Origin of the sequence: Lutimaribacter degradans, assembly GCF_023703375.1 — a bacterium.
In the GTDB taxonomy this organism is placed as follows: domain Bacteria; phylum Pseudomonadota; class Alphaproteobacteria; order Rhodobacterales; family Rhodobacteraceae; genus Lutimaribacter; species Lutimaribacter degradans.
On the sequence record NZ_JAMQGO010000002.1, the window covers coordinates 98,962 to 112,603 of the forward strand.

16 protein-coding genes are annotated in these 13,642 nt (G+C 63.9%); 7 read left to right on the forward strand and 9 right to left on the reverse strand.

Features of this window, described 5'->3' with window-relative positions; translation table 11 throughout:
* The first annotated feature begins 169 nt into the window (after positions 1–169).
* The 6 genes from M8744_RS04920 to trpB all read left to right on the forward strand — a co-directional run bounded on the left by M8744_RS04920 (position 170) and on the right by trpB (position 6,299).
* On the forward strand, positions 170–1,459 hold the full coding sequence (locus M8744_RS04920) for an MFS transporter (RefSeq protein WP_251411121.1): 1,290 nt from the start codon (positions 170–172) through the stop codon (positions 1,457–1,459).
* A 214-nt stretch (positions 1,460–1,673) separates the two neighbouring features.
* A complete protein-coding gene (gene rpsA / locus M8744_RS04925; protein WP_251410377.1) occupies positions 1,674–3,356 on the forward strand; it encodes a 30S ribosomal protein S1 in 1,683 nt (560 codons plus the stop codon).
* Positions 3,357–3,634: 278 nt separating this feature from the next.
* Complete coding sequence (gene ihfB / locus M8744_RS04930; RefSeq protein WP_251410380.1) at positions 3,635–3,916, forward strand: integration host factor subunit beta; 282 nt, start codon at positions 3,635–3,637, stop codon at positions 3,914–3,916.
* 3 nt (positions 3,917–3,919) lie between these two features.
* The gene (locus M8744_RS04935) at positions 3,920–4,279 is read left to right on the forward strand and encodes a lipopolysaccharide assembly protein LapA domain-containing protein (protein WP_251410382.1); all 360 of its coding nucleotides are present in this window, start codon (positions 3,920–3,922) and stop codon (positions 4,277–4,279) included.
* 7 nt (positions 4,280–4,286) lie between these two features.
* A complete protein-coding gene (locus M8744_RS04940) occupies positions 4,287–4,937 on the forward strand; it encodes a phosphoribosylanthranilate isomerase (RefSeq protein ID WP_251410385.1) in 651 nt (216 codons plus the stop codon).
* A gap of 108 nt (positions 4,938–5,045) precedes the next feature.
* Positions 5,046–6,299 (forward strand): tryptophan synthase subunit beta, encoded by a 1,254-nt coding sequence (gene trpB / locus M8744_RS04945; RefSeq protein WP_251410388.1) that lies wholly within the window; start codon positions 5,046–5,048, stop codon positions 6,297–6,299.
* An 84-nt stretch (positions 6,300–6,383) separates the two neighbouring features.
* Here trpB and M8744_RS04950 read toward each other — a convergent pair whose 3' ends face one another.
* The 3 genes from M8744_RS04950 to pth all read right to left on the reverse strand — a co-directional run bounded on the left by M8744_RS04950 (position 6,384) and on the right by pth (position 8,719).
* Entirely contained in the window at positions 6,384–6,761 is a 378-nt protein-coding gene (locus tag M8744_RS04950) for a DUF2237 family protein (protein WP_251410391.1), read from the reverse strand.
* On the reverse strand, positions 6,762–7,925 hold the full coding sequence (locus tag M8744_RS04955; RefSeq protein WP_251410394.1) for a serine hydrolase domain-containing protein: 1,164 nt from the start codon (positions 7,923–7,925) through the stop codon (positions 6,762–6,764). It lies immediately after the preceding gene.
* Between the two features lie 119 nt (positions 7,926–8,044).
* Positions 8,045–8,719: an aminoacyl-tRNA hydrolase gene (gene pth / locus M8744_RS04960; protein ID WP_251410397.1), complete on the reverse strand. Its 675-nt coding sequence runs from the start codon at positions 8,717–8,719 to the stop codon at positions 8,045–8,047.
* 86 nt (positions 8,720–8,805) lie between these two features.
* On the opposite strand from pth, the gene hmuQ reads away from it, so the two are divergent.
* On the forward strand, positions 8,806–9,129 hold the full coding sequence (hmuQ, locus tag M8744_RS04965) for a heme-degrading protein HmuQ (RefSeq protein WP_251410400.1): 324 nt from the start codon (positions 8,806–8,808) through the stop codon (positions 9,127–9,129).
* Between the two features lie 67 nt (positions 9,130–9,196).
* On the opposite strand, the gene M8744_RS04970 is transcribed toward hmuQ, so the two are convergent.
* The 6 genes from M8744_RS04970 to hisD form a co-directional block, all read right to left on the reverse strand.
* Positions 9,197–9,853, reverse strand: a complete 657-nt coding sequence (locus M8744_RS04970; RefSeq protein WP_251410403.1) for a 50S ribosomal protein L25/general stress protein Ctc — start codon at positions 9,851–9,853, stop codon at positions 9,197–9,199.
* Positions 9,854–10,007: 154 nt separating this feature from the next.
* Positions 10,008–10,592, reverse strand: a complete 585-nt coding sequence (locus M8744_RS04975) for a GNAT family N-acetyltransferase (protein WP_251410406.1) — start codon at positions 10,590–10,592, stop codon at positions 10,008–10,010.
* Positions 10,589–10,996, reverse strand: a complete 408-nt coding sequence (locus M8744_RS04980; RefSeq protein ID WP_251410409.1) for a ketosteroid isomerase-related protein — start codon at positions 10,994–10,996, stop codon at positions 10,589–10,591. Before M8744_RS04980 ends, M8744_RS04975 begins: the two co-directional genes overlap by 4 nt.
* A 98-nt stretch (positions 10,997–11,094) precedes the next feature.
* Entirely contained in the window at positions 11,095–11,556 is a 462-nt protein-coding gene (locus tag M8744_RS04985; protein WP_251410411.1) for an arsenate-mycothiol transferase ArsC, read from the reverse strand.
* Positions 11,556–12,035 (reverse strand): UPF0262 family protein, encoded by a 480-nt coding sequence (locus M8744_RS04990; RefSeq protein WP_251410414.1) that lies wholly within the window; start codon positions 12,033–12,035, stop codon positions 11,556–11,558. The genes M8744_RS04985 and M8744_RS04990 overlap by 1 nt, the downstream gene beginning before the upstream one ends.
* A 133-nt stretch (positions 12,036–12,168) precedes the next feature.
* Positions 12,169–13,473, reverse strand: a complete 1,305-nt coding sequence (hisD, locus tag M8744_RS04995) for a histidinol dehydrogenase (protein ID WP_251410418.1) — start codon at positions 13,471–13,473, stop codon at positions 12,169–12,171.
* Positions 13,474–13,642: the final 169 nt, after the last annotated feature.

Below are 13,642 nucleotides of genomic sequence, written 5' to 3' on the forward strand. Positions count from 1 at the left end.
CGTTGGGGCAGGTTGGCATGGCCCGTGCGATTGGCAACCCGATTCTCGCGCATGTCGGCATGTCGCGAAAATGCTGCAATGCGGCGTTACCAGCCGCGAAACATGCCATGCGGCGTGCCAAGGGGTGGATGAGACACGTTTGCGCAAACATCATCGGGGAATGCACGCCATGATCTCGGTTCTGACCAATGTCTGGGCGCTGCTTTTGGGCATCGTTCTGATCATGCTGGGCAACGGCATGCATTTCACCCTGATCGGCCTGCGCGGCGGGATCGAGGGGTTCTCGGCGGGGGAACTGTCGGTCGTGACCTCGGGCTATTTCCTGGGCTTCCTGTCGGGGGCGCGTATCACGCCACTTCTGATCCAGCGGGTGGGGCATGTGCGGGTCTTCGCGGCGCTTGGCAGTTTCATGTCGGCGGGGCTGATCGCCTTTACCCTGCTGGCCGAGCCCTGGGCCTGGACGATCCTGCGCATCCTGATCGGGTTTTCCATGTCCGGCATCTACGTGGCGGCCGAAAGCTGGTTGAACAACGCCGCCACGAACGAGACGCGCGGCAAGCTGCTGGCGACCTACATGACCGCGCAGACCCTGGGGATCATCGGCGCGCAAGGGCTGCTGACGCTGGGCGACGCGGGCAACGCGGCGCTGTTCATCGGAGCCTCGATCCTGGTGTCGGTGTCCTTTGCGCCGATCCTGCTGTCGGTCACCCCTGCCCCGGCGGTCGTGGTCGCCCGCCCGATGTCCCTGCGCCAGTTGCTTGCCAACTCGCCCCTGGGCACCGTCGGCATTTTCCTGCTGGGCAGCGTCTATGCAACGCAATCGGGCATGGGGGCGGTGTTCGGCTCTGAAACGGGCATGACCGCGTCGCAGGTGGCGCTGTTCGTCGCGATGCTGTTTGCCGGGGCGCTGGTGCTGCAATTCCCGGTGGGCTGGCTGTCGGACCGGGTCGATCGCCGGATGCTGATCCTGGGCATGGCGGCCTTGGGGGCAAGTTCGTGCGCGGTGGGCTGGATGACGGGTGGCGACATCCGGGCGCTTATGGCGGCGGCCTTTTTCGCGGGCGGTGTGACAACGCCGCTTTACGCGCTGATCCTGGCCTATGCCAATGACTTTCTGCCGGCCGAGGACATGCCCGCCGCCTCGGGCGGCTTGGTGTTCACCTTCGGGCTGGGCGCCATCGCCGGCCCGATGCTGACGGGCTGGGCGATGCAGGTTCTGGGGCCGGAAGCTTTTTGGCTGGTGCTGGGCAGCACGTTCAGCGCGATCGTGCTTTATGCCCTTTACCGCACCACGCAGCGCCCGCCCCTGCCGGTCGAAGACACCGACAGCTATGTCGGCGTTCTGCCCACCGCCAGCCCCGTCACCATCGAGGCGGCGGGCGTCTGGGCGGCCGAGCAGGCCGAGGCCGAAGCGGAAGCCGTTGCAGAAGCCGAGGCCGAGGCGGAGGCCCGGAGCTGAGGCAATACAGGCCAAACCCCTTGCGTCGCGGCGCGTTTACGCCTAAAACGCGCGCGTCGACAAGGCGGGCAACGCCACGAACCAAAGAGACGAGCAGGGTCGGGCGTCCTCCGGCCCTCTTTGCTTTGTGAGCCGTCTGACCAACGAAACCCCAAGACCGGCGGAGACAACCGCGCGGCCAGTGAAATCGATACGCAAAGGAACGAAACGCCACATGGCAAACGCATCGATGGAGGAATTCGAAGCCCTCCTTAACGAAAGCTTCGAAATGGACACCCCGGACGAAGGTTCGGTTGTCAAAGGCAAGGTTATCGCCATCGAGGCGGGCCAGGCCATCATCGACGTCGGCTACAAGATGGAAGGCCGCGTCGAGCTGAAAGAATTCGCAAATCCAGGCGAAGTGCCCGAAATCGAGGTCGGTGACGAGGTTGAAGTCTACCTGCGCGCGGCCGAGAACTCCCGCGGTGAAGCCGTCATCTCGCGCGAGATGGCCCGCCGCGAAGAAGCATGGGACCGCCTGGAAAAAGCCTATGCCGACGATCAGCGCGTCGAAGGCGCAATCTTTGGCCGCGTCAAGGGCGGCTTTACCGTCGATCTCGGCGGCGCCGTGGCCTTCCTGCCCGGCTCCCAGGTCGATGTGCGCCCCGTGCGCGACGCCGGCCCGCTGATGGGCCTCAAGCAGCCCTTCCAGATCCTGAAGATGGATCGCCGCCGCGGCAACATCGTTGTCTCGCGTCGTGCCATCCTGGAAGAATCCCGCGCCGAGCAGCGCGCCGAGGTGATCGGCAAGCTGAACGAGGGCGACACGGTGGACGGCGTGGTGAAGAACATCACCGAGTACGGCGCCTTCGTGGACCTGGGCGGTGTCGACGGCCTGCTGCACGTGACCGACATGGCCTGGCGCCGGGTGAACCACCCGTCCGAGATCCTGTCGATCGGCGAGACGATCAAGGTGCAGGTCATCAAGATCAATAAGGAAACCCACCGTATCAGCCTTGGCATGAAGCAGCTCGAGGACGATCCGTGGGATCTGGTGGGCGCCAAGTACCCGCTGGGTTCGGTGCACACCGGCCGCGTGACCAACATCACCGATTACGGTGCGTTCGTCGAACTGGAGCCGGGCGTCGAGGGCCTGGTGCACGTTTCGGAAATGTCGTGGACCAAGAAGAACGTGCATCCCGGCAAGATCGTGTCGACCAGCCAGGAAGTAGAGGTCATGGTTCTGGAAATCGACCCGGCCAAGCGCCGCGTGTCGCTGGGCCTGAAGCAGACCATGCGCAACCCGTGGGAAGTGTTCGCAGAAACCCACCCCGAGGGCACGCAGGTCGAGGGCGAGGTCAAGAACATCACCGAGTTCGGCCTGTTCATCGGCCTCGAGGGCGACATCGACGGCATGGTTCACCTGTCCGACCTGAGCTGGGATCAGCGCGGCGAGGAAGCCATCCAGGAGTACAAGAAAGGTGACGTGGTCCAGGCCGTCGTGACCGAAACCGATGTCGAGAAAGAGCGCATCAGCCTGTCGATCAAGGCCCTGGGCGGTGACAAGTTCGCCGAGGCCGTGGGTGGCGTGAAGCGCGGCTCGATCATCACAGTCGAAGTGACCGCGATCGAGGATGGCGGCATCGAGGTGGAATACGAAGGCATGAAATCCTTTATCCGCCGCTCCGACCTGTCGCGTGACCGTGCCGAGCAGCGCCCCGAGCGTTTCCAGGTGGGTGACAAGATCGACGTGCGCGTGACCAACGTGGACAGCAAGACCCGCCGCCTGGGTCTGTCGATCAAGGCGCGCGAGATCGCCGAAGAGAAAGAGGCCGTGCAGCAGTATGGCTCGTCCGCCTCGGGTGCATCGCTGGGCGACATCCTTGGCGCCGCGCTGAAGGGCGACGACGAGAAGTAAGCCCCGGGCGCCCTTGCGCCCGCTGCAAGATAAAGAAAGGCCCCGTGCATTCCGCGCGGGGCCTTTTTCGTGGGTGGGGCGGGCCGAATCATCATTCGGGCTGGCCGACGACGGGGTGGCAATGCTGCCCAAAGCATCGGCACCGCGGTGGCCAAATCGCGCCAAAGGCCCAAGATTCCCCCGAAAGGGCCCAGCGCAGCTATTTCCGTGAGCCACGTTTCTGCCTATAGTCGGGGAACTTAGAAACTGCGACACAGTCATGCGCGGGGGGAATTTCCATGATCAGGTCAGAACTGATCCAGAAGATCGCAGACGAAAATCCGCACTTGTATCAACGCGATGTAGAAAAGATCGTGAACACGATTTTCGAAGAAATCACCAATGCCATGGCGCGCGGCGACCGGGTCGAGCTGCGGGGGTTCGGTGCCTTTTCGGTGAAACATCGCGATGCGCGGACAGGCCGCAACCCACGAACCGGCGAATCCGTGTATGTCGAGGAAAAGCACGTGCCCTTCTTCAAGACGGGCAAGTTGCTTCGTGACCGGCTGAACGGAAAGTAAACCATGCGCTATATCCGCTATGCCATCCTGGCTGTCATCGCCGCGGTGCTGATCGTTCTGGCACTGGCCAATCGTACGATGGTGACATTGACGACCCTGCCCGAGGGCCTGGCCAGGGTGCCTGGCATGGCTATCCTCGAACACTCGGTCGAGGTGCCGCTGTTCATCGTACTATTTGGCGGTGTGCTGGCCGGTCTGCTGCTGGGCTTTGTCTGGGAATGGGTACGCGAGCACAAGCAGCGCGCCGACGCCGCGCGCAAACAAGCCGAGATCAAGAAGCTGGAGCGCGAGCTGCGACGCAGCCAGGCCAAGGCCGACGAGGGCAAGGACGAAGTTCTGGCCATGCTCGACAAGACCGGCTGAACCTGGAATGCCCGATATTCGCGTAAAGATCTGCGGGATTACCCGGCCCGAAGACGTGGACGCCTGTGCCAGTGGCGGGGCCACCTACCTGGGTTTCAACTTCTTTCCCAAAAGCCCGCGCTACGTCGCGCCGGATTCCGCCGCCGCCCTTGCGCTGCGCGCCCCGGTGGGGCTGGCCAAGGTCGCGCTGGTGGTAGATGCCGATGATGCCACGCTCGACGAGATCGTGGCCGACGTGGCCCTGGACATGATCCAGCTTCACGGCCGCGAAAGCCCCGAACGCGTCGCCCAGGTCCGCGCCCGCTACGGACTGCCGGTGATGAAGGCGATCGGCATCGCCGAGGCCGCCGACCTGGCCAAGATCGACAGCTACGCCCCGGTGGCCGACCAGTTGCTGATCGACGCAAAGCCACCCAAAGACGCGGTGCTGCCGGGGGGCAACGGGCTGGCCTTTGACTGGCGGCTCTTGCAGGGGCGCAAGTATTGGCAGAAGCCGTGGATGCTGGCGGGCGGCCTGACGCCCGAAAACGCGGCCGAGGCGGTGCGCCTGACAGGTGCGCGACAGGTCGATGTGGCCAGCGGCGTGGAAAGCGCGCCGGGCGTCAAGGATGCCGCGCTGATCCGGCGGTTTGTCGCGGCGGCACGCGGCGAGGCATAGCCCGCGCCTGGGCGTGGCGCCCGCGTTTCACGGTCGTCTTGCGCCGGACGCACCCTACCTTTAAACCAACGACATAACGACAGCCCTAGCAGGTGGGAGAGCGCCACGATGGCCGACGATCTTTTCAATTCCTTCATGAACGGCCCCGACGAAAAGGGCCGGTTCGGCGATTTCGGCGGGCGGTTCGTTTCGGAGACGCTGATGCCCCTGATCCTGTCGCTGCAGGAAGAATATGACCGCGCCAAGACCGATCCGACCTTCTGGGCCGAGATGGACGACCTTTGGGAACATTACGTGGGCCGCCCCAGCCCGCTGTATTACGCCGAGCGGCTGACCCAGCACCTGGGCGGGGCCAAGATCTATATGAAGCGTGACGAGCTGAACCACACCGGCGCGCACAAGATCAACAACGTGCTGGGCCAGATCCTGCTGGCCCGCCGCATGGGCAAGAAACGCATCATCGCCGAAACCGGCGCCGGCCAGCACGGCGTGGCCACGGCCACCGTTTGCGCCAAGTTCGGCCTGCAATGCGTGGTCTACATGGGCAAGCACGATGTCGAACGGCAAGCGCCCAACGTGTTCCGCATGCGCCTGCTGGGTGCCGAGGTTATCCCGGTGACATCCGGGCGGGGCACGTTGAAAGACGCGATGAACGACGCGCTGCGCGATTGGGTGACGAACGTGGCCGACACGTTCTATTGCATCGGAACGGTGGCCGGCCCGCACCCCTACCCGGCCATGGTGCGCGATTTCCAGTCGATCATCGGCAAGGAAGTGCGCACGCAACTGGCCACGCAAGAGGGCGAGGGACGCCTGCCCGACACGGTGATCGCGGCAATCGGCGGCGGTTCGAACGCGATGGGCCTGTTCTATCCGTTCCTCGACGATCCGACGGTGAACATCATCGGCGTCGAAGCCGGTGGAAAGGGCGTGGACGAGAAGATGGAGCATTGCGCCAGCCTGACAGGCGGCCGGCCCGGCGTGCTGCATGGCAACCGCACCTACCTGTTGCAGGATGATGACGGCCAGATCCTCGAAGGGTTCAGCATTTCGGCCGGCCTCGACTACCCGGGTATCGGCCCGGAACACGCATGGCTGCACGACACGGGCCGCGCGCAATATGTCAGCATCACCGACAAGGAGGCGCTGGAGGCGTTCCAGCTGTGCTGCGCGATGGAGGGCATCATTCCCGCGCTGGAGCCCAGCCATGCCCTGGCCCATGTGGCCAAGATCGCCCCGGACCTGCCCGCCGACCATATCATCGTGATGAACATGTGCGGGCGCGGCGACAAGGATGTGCAGACCGTTGCCAATTTCCTGGGCTTTGACATGTCAGACACCGAAGGGCGCAAAGCCGACTGACACGCCACCACAACGGCCCGGATCGATCCGGGCCGGCTGTTGCCAATTCCCGCATGATGGGCCCGGGGCGGGCAGGTTGCCCGATCAGCCTGTCGCGTAAAGTTCCAATATCTCAAGCGGCACGATTTCCAGCGCACGCATATGCGTTGCAGAGAGGTCAACGCGGGGCGCGCAGCCCTCGTCATGGGCTTGCAGGAACCGCGCGGCGCAAAGGCACCAACGGTCGCCGGGTTTCAGCCCCTCGAACCCGAATTCCGGGCGCGGGGTCGACAGGTCATTCCCGACATATTTCGAATAGGCCAGGAACTCGGCCGTCACCTCGGCGCAGACCGTGTGGCTGCCGGTATCCTCGGCGCAGGTGTTGCAATGCCCGTCGCGGAAAAAGCCTGTCAGCGGAGCTGTCGAACATGGTTCAAGCGTGCCGTTCAGCACGTTCACGGGTGGCTCTTTCCGGATCGTCATTCAGTCTCCTCCTGTCGCGGCCCGGGCGATGCGGCGCAACATGGCGATATTGGCATCATGCCGGCCCTCGTCGCGAAACGCGCCGTCGGCGCCGGTGACGACGATCACCACGCCGCGCGCCCGGTCAAGATACAGGTATTGCTCGTAAACGCCGCGTCCATAAACCTCGCCCTCGTCCGCGTCGGCGGGGATCCACCACTGGTATCCGTATTGCTCGGCGCCCGGCGCGGTCGGCGCCGAGGGCACGGTGCTTGTCGCAAGCCAGTCGGCGGAAACGATCTGCCGGCCCTGCCACTGGCCGTCTTGCATCACCATCTGGCCAAAACGGGCATAATCGCGCGTGGTCAGGTTCAGACCGCCCAGGACAAAGGCGGTGCCGAAGGCATCGGTAACATAATAGGGGTCTGCCTGCAGGCCCAACGGCGCGATCAGGTATTCGGCCATCATGTCGGTGACACGCCGCCCGGTCGCACCGCGCAGCGCCATGCCCAGAACATGGGTATCGATCGAGACGTATTGCCAGCGCTCGCCCGGCGGCCGCAGACGCCCCTGCAGCGACTGGGCAAACCCATCCATTGAACCACCAAGGGCCAGAACGCGGCCCATGCGATTGATATCGGACGAGAATTCCAGGTAATCCTCGTCAAACTCCACACCACTGGCCATTTGCAACACGTCACGCAAGCTGGCCCCGTCATAAGCGCTGCCCGCCAATTCGGGGGCGTAATACGTCACCGGCGCGTCAAGGTCATCGATTTCGCCCTGGTCCACCAGGATGCCTGTCAGCACCGACAGGAAACTTTTCGCCATCGACCAGGAAATGCGCAGGTCATCCGGGCCGGTGCCAAGATTATAGCTTTCATGCACGATATCGCCATCATGCAGCACCAGTAGCGAGGTGACGGCACGATCTGCGACCCAATCCTCGGCCCCCTCGGGCAGGACCATCGCCGTGCCCTGAGGCAGGGGCGAAACCGGCCCATCACCGCGTGGGAGGGGTGCGCTGTGAAACATCCTGTCCATGGACGAGAAATTCTGCACGATGCGACCCTCGGCAAAGAGCGAGTTGACCGCCCAGAGCCGCGTCAGGTCGTCTCGTTTCCAAAGCCCCACCAGCACGGCGGCCAGCACCAGCAAAACGATGATCCGCAGAAATGCGCGCATGATCCATCCCCTCGATATGCGCCAGAGTGCAGCACGTCGCGCAAGATCAGGCAAGGGGCCAAGCGGCCTTGCGCGCGCCATCCGCCCGGTGGGCGTCCTGCAAGAACCTGCGGGTCGCCTTACTTGAACTTGTCCAACAGCTTTTGCATGGGGTTCCGGGTGTCTTGCGGTTCCGCGACCGGCGCGTCGGGCTTTTCGGGTTTGGGTTTGGGCGCGGTTTTCTGCGGTGCGGGCCGGGCCTGCGCGATAGCGTTGAGGAATTTCGGCCCCTCCCCAGCCGCCAGGTCGGGCGCGCCACGCCCGATGCCGCGCAACAGATCCTCCAGCCAGTCCTGATCGGCCTTGGCGAAATCCGACAGCACGTAGCTGGCCACGCGGTCCTTGTGGCCGGGATGCCCAATGCCCAGCCGCACCCGCGCATAGTCGGCGCCGATATGGCCGTGGACCGAACGCAACCCGTTATGGCCTGCATGGCCCCCGCCCTGTTTCAGCCGCACCTTGCCCGGGGCCAGGTCAAGCTCGTCGTGAAACACCGTCACGTCGGCAGGCGTCAGCTTGTAAAAGCGCATCGCCTCGCCGACGGCCTGGCCCGAGAGATTCATGAAGGTCTCGGGTTTGAGCAGCAGCACCTTTTCCGCGCCCAACCGCCCCTCGGTCAACAGGCCCTGGAATTTCGAGCGCCAGGGTGCGAATCCGTGATCTTCGGCCACGCGCTCGAGGGCCATGAAGCCGATATTGTGCCGGTTATGGCTGTATTTCGTGCCCGGATTACCCAGACCCACCCAAAGCTGCATCGCGCGCTCCTGCCGTTTTGTCGCGGTGAAGGATATTGACGCGCGCGCGGGTTTTCAATGAACTGCGGCACAACAATGGGGGCTGCATGGCTTATATCGCGATGAACCGCTTTCGGGTGCTGCCCGGACAGGAGGAAACATTCGAAACCATCTGGCGCGAACGCGAAAGCAAGCTGTCGGAAATGCCGGGATTCGTGGAATTCAGAATGTTGAAAGGGCCCGAGAAGGACGGGCATCGCCTTTATATCTCGCACGCGACATGGGCCAGCGAAGAAGATTTTCGCGGCTGGCTGACATCCAGCCAGTTTCGCGGCAGCCACAAGAACGCGGGCCGCAACCGTATGGAGGGCGTGATCGACGGACCGCCCGATTTCGAAGGGTTCGAAACGGTGCTGCACCAGGGGGCCTGACACTGAAAAACGGCGCGGGGATGGATTGCCCCGCGCCGTTCAAGACTGTCCCTCGAGATGGGAAAGATCAGTTTTCGTCTTCGTCCTGCTCGGTGGCGGGCACTTCGTCAGCTGCGGTCTCTTCGCCGTCTTCCTCGTCTTCGGCGGCGCGCAGGCCCGACGGGGCCGAGATGTTGGCGATCACGAAATCACGGTCGATCGTGGGCTTGGCACCTTGCGGCAGGTCCACCATCGAGATCGTCGCGGTGTCACCGATTTCCATGTCGGCCAGGTCGATGGTGATCTTTTCGGGAATATCGCCCGCTGTCACCATCAGTTCGACCTCGGGGCGGACAACGGTCAGAACGCCGCCCTTCTTGATGCCCGGTGCCTCTTCCTCGTTCAGGAACTCGACCGGGATGAAGAGGTTGATCTTGGACGTGCGGCGCAGGCGCATCAGGTCCAGGTGCGTGGGCAGGTCTTTTACCACGTCGCGCTGCACGTCGCGGCAGATCACGCGCACGTCGTCATGGCCTTCGACCTTCAGGTTGAACAGCGTCGACTTGAAGCGACCAGCCTTCAACTGCTTGAGCAGCGCGTTGAAGGGAATATTGATGGGTAGCGGATCGACGTCGCCGCCGAAAACGATACCCGGTACCATGCCGTCGCGCCGTGCCTGACGAGCGGCGCCCTTGCCTGTCCCCGTCCGGACTTGGGCGTGAAGATCAGGAATTTCTCCAGCCATTTGAATTCTCCATAAGCTAGGGCGGGGTGCCTCCAAGGCTGTCACCCCGCGTGAAGTCGCGCGTATAGACCGGATGGGGCGGTTTGGAAAGAGGTAAAACACCGATAGGCGGCCATGGCGCGCGGCAGCGGGACAAGCCGCGCCGGAACAGGCCTTACAATTCCCGCGTCCAGAATTGCAGCGGCTTTTTCGTCTCTTCCGCCCGGTCGATGTCTTTCCAGCCGAAATGTGCCACCGCGCCGGGCAGCTTTTCATAGCCGCGCTTGCGCCAGAAGGCATCGAGCGGGACGTAACCGGCCGGTTTCAGCGGATGGTCGTCGGGCCGCACCACGCCACAAAAGGCCGATGTCGCACGGCCCATCTCGCGGGCATGGTTCTCGCGCAGATCGAAAAAACGATGCCCGACCCCTTGCCCGCGATACTCGGGCAAGAGGACGGATTCGGCGCAATAAAAGATGGATGTCAAATCCAGCACCATGCCGTCGAAGGCCGCGGCGAAATCATCGGCGTGATCCTCCATCGGTGTGCCGGTGGCAGCCCCCACCAGGCGCGCACCGTCAAAGGCGCCCACCACGATGGCGCCCGCGCTGTCACGATAGGATTGCAGGTAATCGCGTTCGTAATCCAGGTCACCGTCGTACAGGTACGGCCAGGCCCGGAACACCGCGATGCGCAGCCGCGCCACGTCGTCCAGCGCGGCATCGAGCGCCGCACCCCTCAAGGCGCGCACCTGTGTCATTCGGAAACCTGCGCGATCCAGTCGGCCAGGTTGTAATAGGTGACAACACGGGTGATTTGGCCGTCGCGCAACGAAAAGAACGAGCCGGCCGGCAAACGATAGCCCTGGCCCCTGGCCTCTGGCAGTCCGTCGTCGGTTTCCAGGTAGGTGCCGTTCACGATGTACTCGGCCGCCGCGCGGGTGCCATCATCGCTGGCGAAAATCACCATGTCGGTCAGGGTTTCATCGTAGCAACGGCTCATATGGGCGCAGAAATCGGCGAATTTCGCACGGCCTTCGCGGATATTGCCCTCGTTCACGTGATGGGCCACGTCATCGGAGAGGCAGGCCAGCATCCCATCGGTATCGCCGCCATTGAAGGCGTCGAAATAGCTTTTGATCGTGTTGCGCGCGGTTTCGGTCATCTGCCGTATCTCCATGTGTCATCGGCGCTTGCGTAGCACCTGCGCCCCCTGCCCTCCTAGGGCCAAAGCGGCAGGATGCGGCCTGCCCGCGACAGGGTTCAATCGTCTTGCGGCGGGCCCCAGCGCCGGGTCAGATGCGACACGATCTGGTCGCGGGTCTGGCGATAGGCATCCAGCTTGGCCTCGCGCGTTTCACCAAGGCCCGTCGGGTCCATGATCGGCCAGTATTCGACCTCGAGGTGAAACACCCGCGTCAGCTCCAGCGCCTGGCGCTGGCTGGCCGGCGACAGCGCCACCACCAGGTCAAACGCCGAAAGGTCATCGCCCCATTCCTGCAACTGCTCGAAACTGCGCGACCGATGCCGCGAAAGCTCTACCCCGATCTCGGCGCAAACGGCGATGGCGAAGCCGTCGATCTCCAGCTCGCTTTTCACCCCCACCGATTGCACGTAGGTGTCGGTGCCGTAGAACTTTTTCATGATGCCCTCGGCCATGGGCGAGCGCACCGCGTTGTGATCGCAACAAAACAGCACCGATTGGGGTAGATCGCGCGGCACCATCAGCCCCCGAAATGCAGAACGCAGATCAGGGTGAACAGGCGGCGCGCGGTGTCGTTGTCGATCTCGGCCTTGCCGTCCAGCCGCTCGGCGAGGATCCGCGCGCCCTCGTTGTGGATGCCGCGCCGGGCCATGTCGATCGTTTCGATCTGGGCGGGGGCCGAATTCTTGACCGCGTCGTAGTAGCTTTCGCAAATGGCCCAGTAATCCTTGACCACCTGCCGGAACGGAGACAGCGACAAGTGGAATTCCGCCGCCTTTTCGTCGGCCTCGGTCAGCACATCGAAAACCAGCCGTTTCTCGCGGATCGACAGCGCTACGCGATAGGGCCCGTCGGGCACCGCGCGATCATCGCGTTTGGGCAGGGAAAAACTGTTTTCCTCCAACAGGTCGAACATGGCAACCTTGCGCTCTTGTTCGATCTCTGGGGTGGGCGGCGGCAGATTTGCGTCGTCCAACTCGATATGAGTGATGTAGGACATGAGTCTTCTCGCATTTGGGTGTCCCGTCCCTAGCGCAGCGGTGCGATTTCGGCAATGCGCGATAAAAAACGCGCCGACCGCTGTGGCCAACCAGGCGCGAACAGTCCGCGCGCGGCGCCCGGGGATACCGGCGTCAGCCCTCGTTCAAGCGGTTCAACCGGGCTCGCACGCTCAACCCGTGGGCTTCGAGGCTTTCGGAAATCGCAAGCGTTTCCGCCGCCGGACCGATGGCTGCCAACGCACCCGGCGACATCTTGGCCAGCGTCGTGCGCTTGAGGAAATCCATCACTGACAGGCCCGAGGAAAACCGCGCCGAACGCGCGGTGGGCAGCACGTGGTTCGGCCCGCCGACATAGTCACCGATCGCCTCGGGCGTCCAGGCGCCAAGGAAGATAGCACCGGCATGGGTGATCTTTTCGGCCAGCGCGTCGGGGTTTTCGACGCATAGCTCCAGGTGCTCGGGCGCCACGCGGTTGGACAGCGATGCGGCGGTATCAAGGTCGGGCACGGTGACGATCGCGCCGAAATCGCGCCAACTGGCGCCGGCGATCTCGCGCCGTTCCAGCGTGGTCAGGTAACGCTCGACCGCCACGGCCACGGCCTTGGCCATCACCGGGCTGTCGGTAATCAGGATCGACTGCGCGCTTTCGTCATGCTCGGCCTGGCTCAACAGGTCCAGCGCGATCCAGTCGGGGTCGTTATCGGCATCCGCGATCACCAGTATCTCGGATGGGCCGGCGATCATGTCTATCCCCACCTTGCCGAACACGCGCCGCTTGGCCGCGGCGACATAGGCATTGCCGGGGCCGGTGATCTTGTCCACCGGGGCGATGGTTTCGGTGCCATAGGCCAGCGCCGCCACGGCCTGCGCACCGCCGACCCGGTAAATCTCGTCCACGCCCGCGATGCGCGCGGCCAGCAGAACCAGCGGGTTGGCCACCCCGTCGGGCGTGGGCACCACGATGGCGAGCCGCTCGACCCCGGCCACCTTGGCCGGGATGGCGTTCATCAGGACCGAGGACGGGTAGGAGGCCAGCCCGCCCGGCACGTAAAGACCGGCTGCCGAAACCGGCGTCCAGCGCCAGCCAAGGGTCGCGCCGTCAGGGTCCGTCCAGCTTTGATCCTCGGGCATCTGGCGCACGTGATAGGCGCGGATGCGCTCGGCCGCCTGTTCCAGCGCGGCGCGCTCATGGGCGGGCACCCGGGCGATCAGCGCCTCGACCTCGTCCTCGGAAAAGCGCAGGGTCTCGGCCGTCAGCTCCTGCCGGTCGAATTTCGCCGTCAGTTCGATCAGGGCCGCATCGCCACGCGCGCGCACATCCGCGATGATGGCCGACACCGTGTCGTCAACATCGACGCTGTCTTCGCGCTTGGCCGACAAAAGCGCGACAAAGGCTGCTTCGAACCCGGGGTCGGTGGCATCGAGAAACTGGGGCATTCATCCCTCCTGCAAGGCGTGCCAGTCACTTAGCGCCCCCGCCCGCCCGGCTCAAGCCGCATCCCTTCATCCGGCCAGATAAACCGGCGACAGGACGCGCGCTTTGTCCGCGGGCCACGGACGCGATACCGCAGCAGGGGTTCAGGCGTTCGGTGCTGCCTTATTCATG

Bases quoted from the DNA above. Each gene is read 5' to 3' on its own strand.
- pth (WP_251410397.1), bottom strand. From the start codon at position 8,719: ATGCAGCTTTGGGTGGGTCTGGGTAATCCGGGCACGAAATACAGCCAT.
- M8744_RS04975 (WP_251410406.1), bottom strand. From the start codon at position 10,592: ATGACACAGGTGCGCGCCTTGAGGGGTGCGGCGCTCGATGCCGCGCTG.
- ihfB (WP_251410380.1), top strand. From the start codon at position 3,635: ATGATCAGGTCAGAACTGATCCAGAAGATCGCAGACGAAAATCCGCAC.
- M8744_RS04940 (WP_251410385.1), top strand. From the start codon at position 4,287: ATGCCCGATATTCGCGTAAAGATCTGCGGGATTACCCGGCCCGAAGAC.
- M8744_RS04920 (WP_251411121.1), top strand. From the start codon at position 170: ATGATCTCGGTTCTGACCAATGTCTGGGCGCTGCTTTTGGGCATCGTT.
- M8744_RS04985 (WP_251410411.1), bottom strand. From the start codon at position 11,556: ATGGTGCCGCGCGATCTACCCCAATCGGTGCTGTTTTGTTGCGATCAC.
- rpsA (WP_251410377.1), top strand. From the start codon at position 1,674: ATGGCAAACGCATCGATGGAGGAATTCGAAGCCCTCCTTAACGAAAGC.
- hmuQ (WP_251410400.1), top strand. From the start codon at position 8,806: ATGGCTTATATCGCGATGAACCGCTTTCGGGTGCTGCCCGGACAGGAG.
- M8744_RS04935 (WP_251410382.1), top strand. From the start codon at position 3,920: ATGCGCTATATCCGCTATGCCATCCTGGCTGTCATCGCCGCGGTGCTG.
- trpB (WP_251410388.1), top strand. From the start codon at position 5,046: ATGGCCGACGATCTTTTCAATTCCTTCATGAACGGCCCCGACGAAAAG.
- M8744_RS04970 (WP_251410403.1), bottom strand. From the start codon at position 9,853: ATGGCTGGAGAAATTCCTGATCTTCACGCCCAAGTCCGGACGGGGACA.
- hisD (WP_251410418.1), bottom strand. From the start codon at position 13,473: ATGCCCCAGTTTCTCGATGCCACCGACCCCGGGTTCGAAGCAGCCTTT.
- M8744_RS04980 (WP_251410409.1), bottom strand. From the start codon at position 10,996: ATGACCGAAACCGCGCGCAACACGATCAAAAGCTATTTCGACGCCTTC.
- M8744_RS04955 (WP_251410394.1), bottom strand. From the start codon at position 7,925: ATGCGCGCATTTCTGCGGATCATCGTTTTGCTGGTGCTGGCCGCCGTG.
- M8744_RS04990 (WP_251410414.1), bottom strand. From the start codon at position 12,035: ATGTCCTACATCACTCATATCGAGTTGGACGACGCAAATCTGCCGCCG.
- M8744_RS04950 (WP_251410391.1), bottom strand. From the start codon at position 6,761: ATGACGATCCGGAAAGAGCCACCCGTGAACGTGCTGAACGGCACGCTT.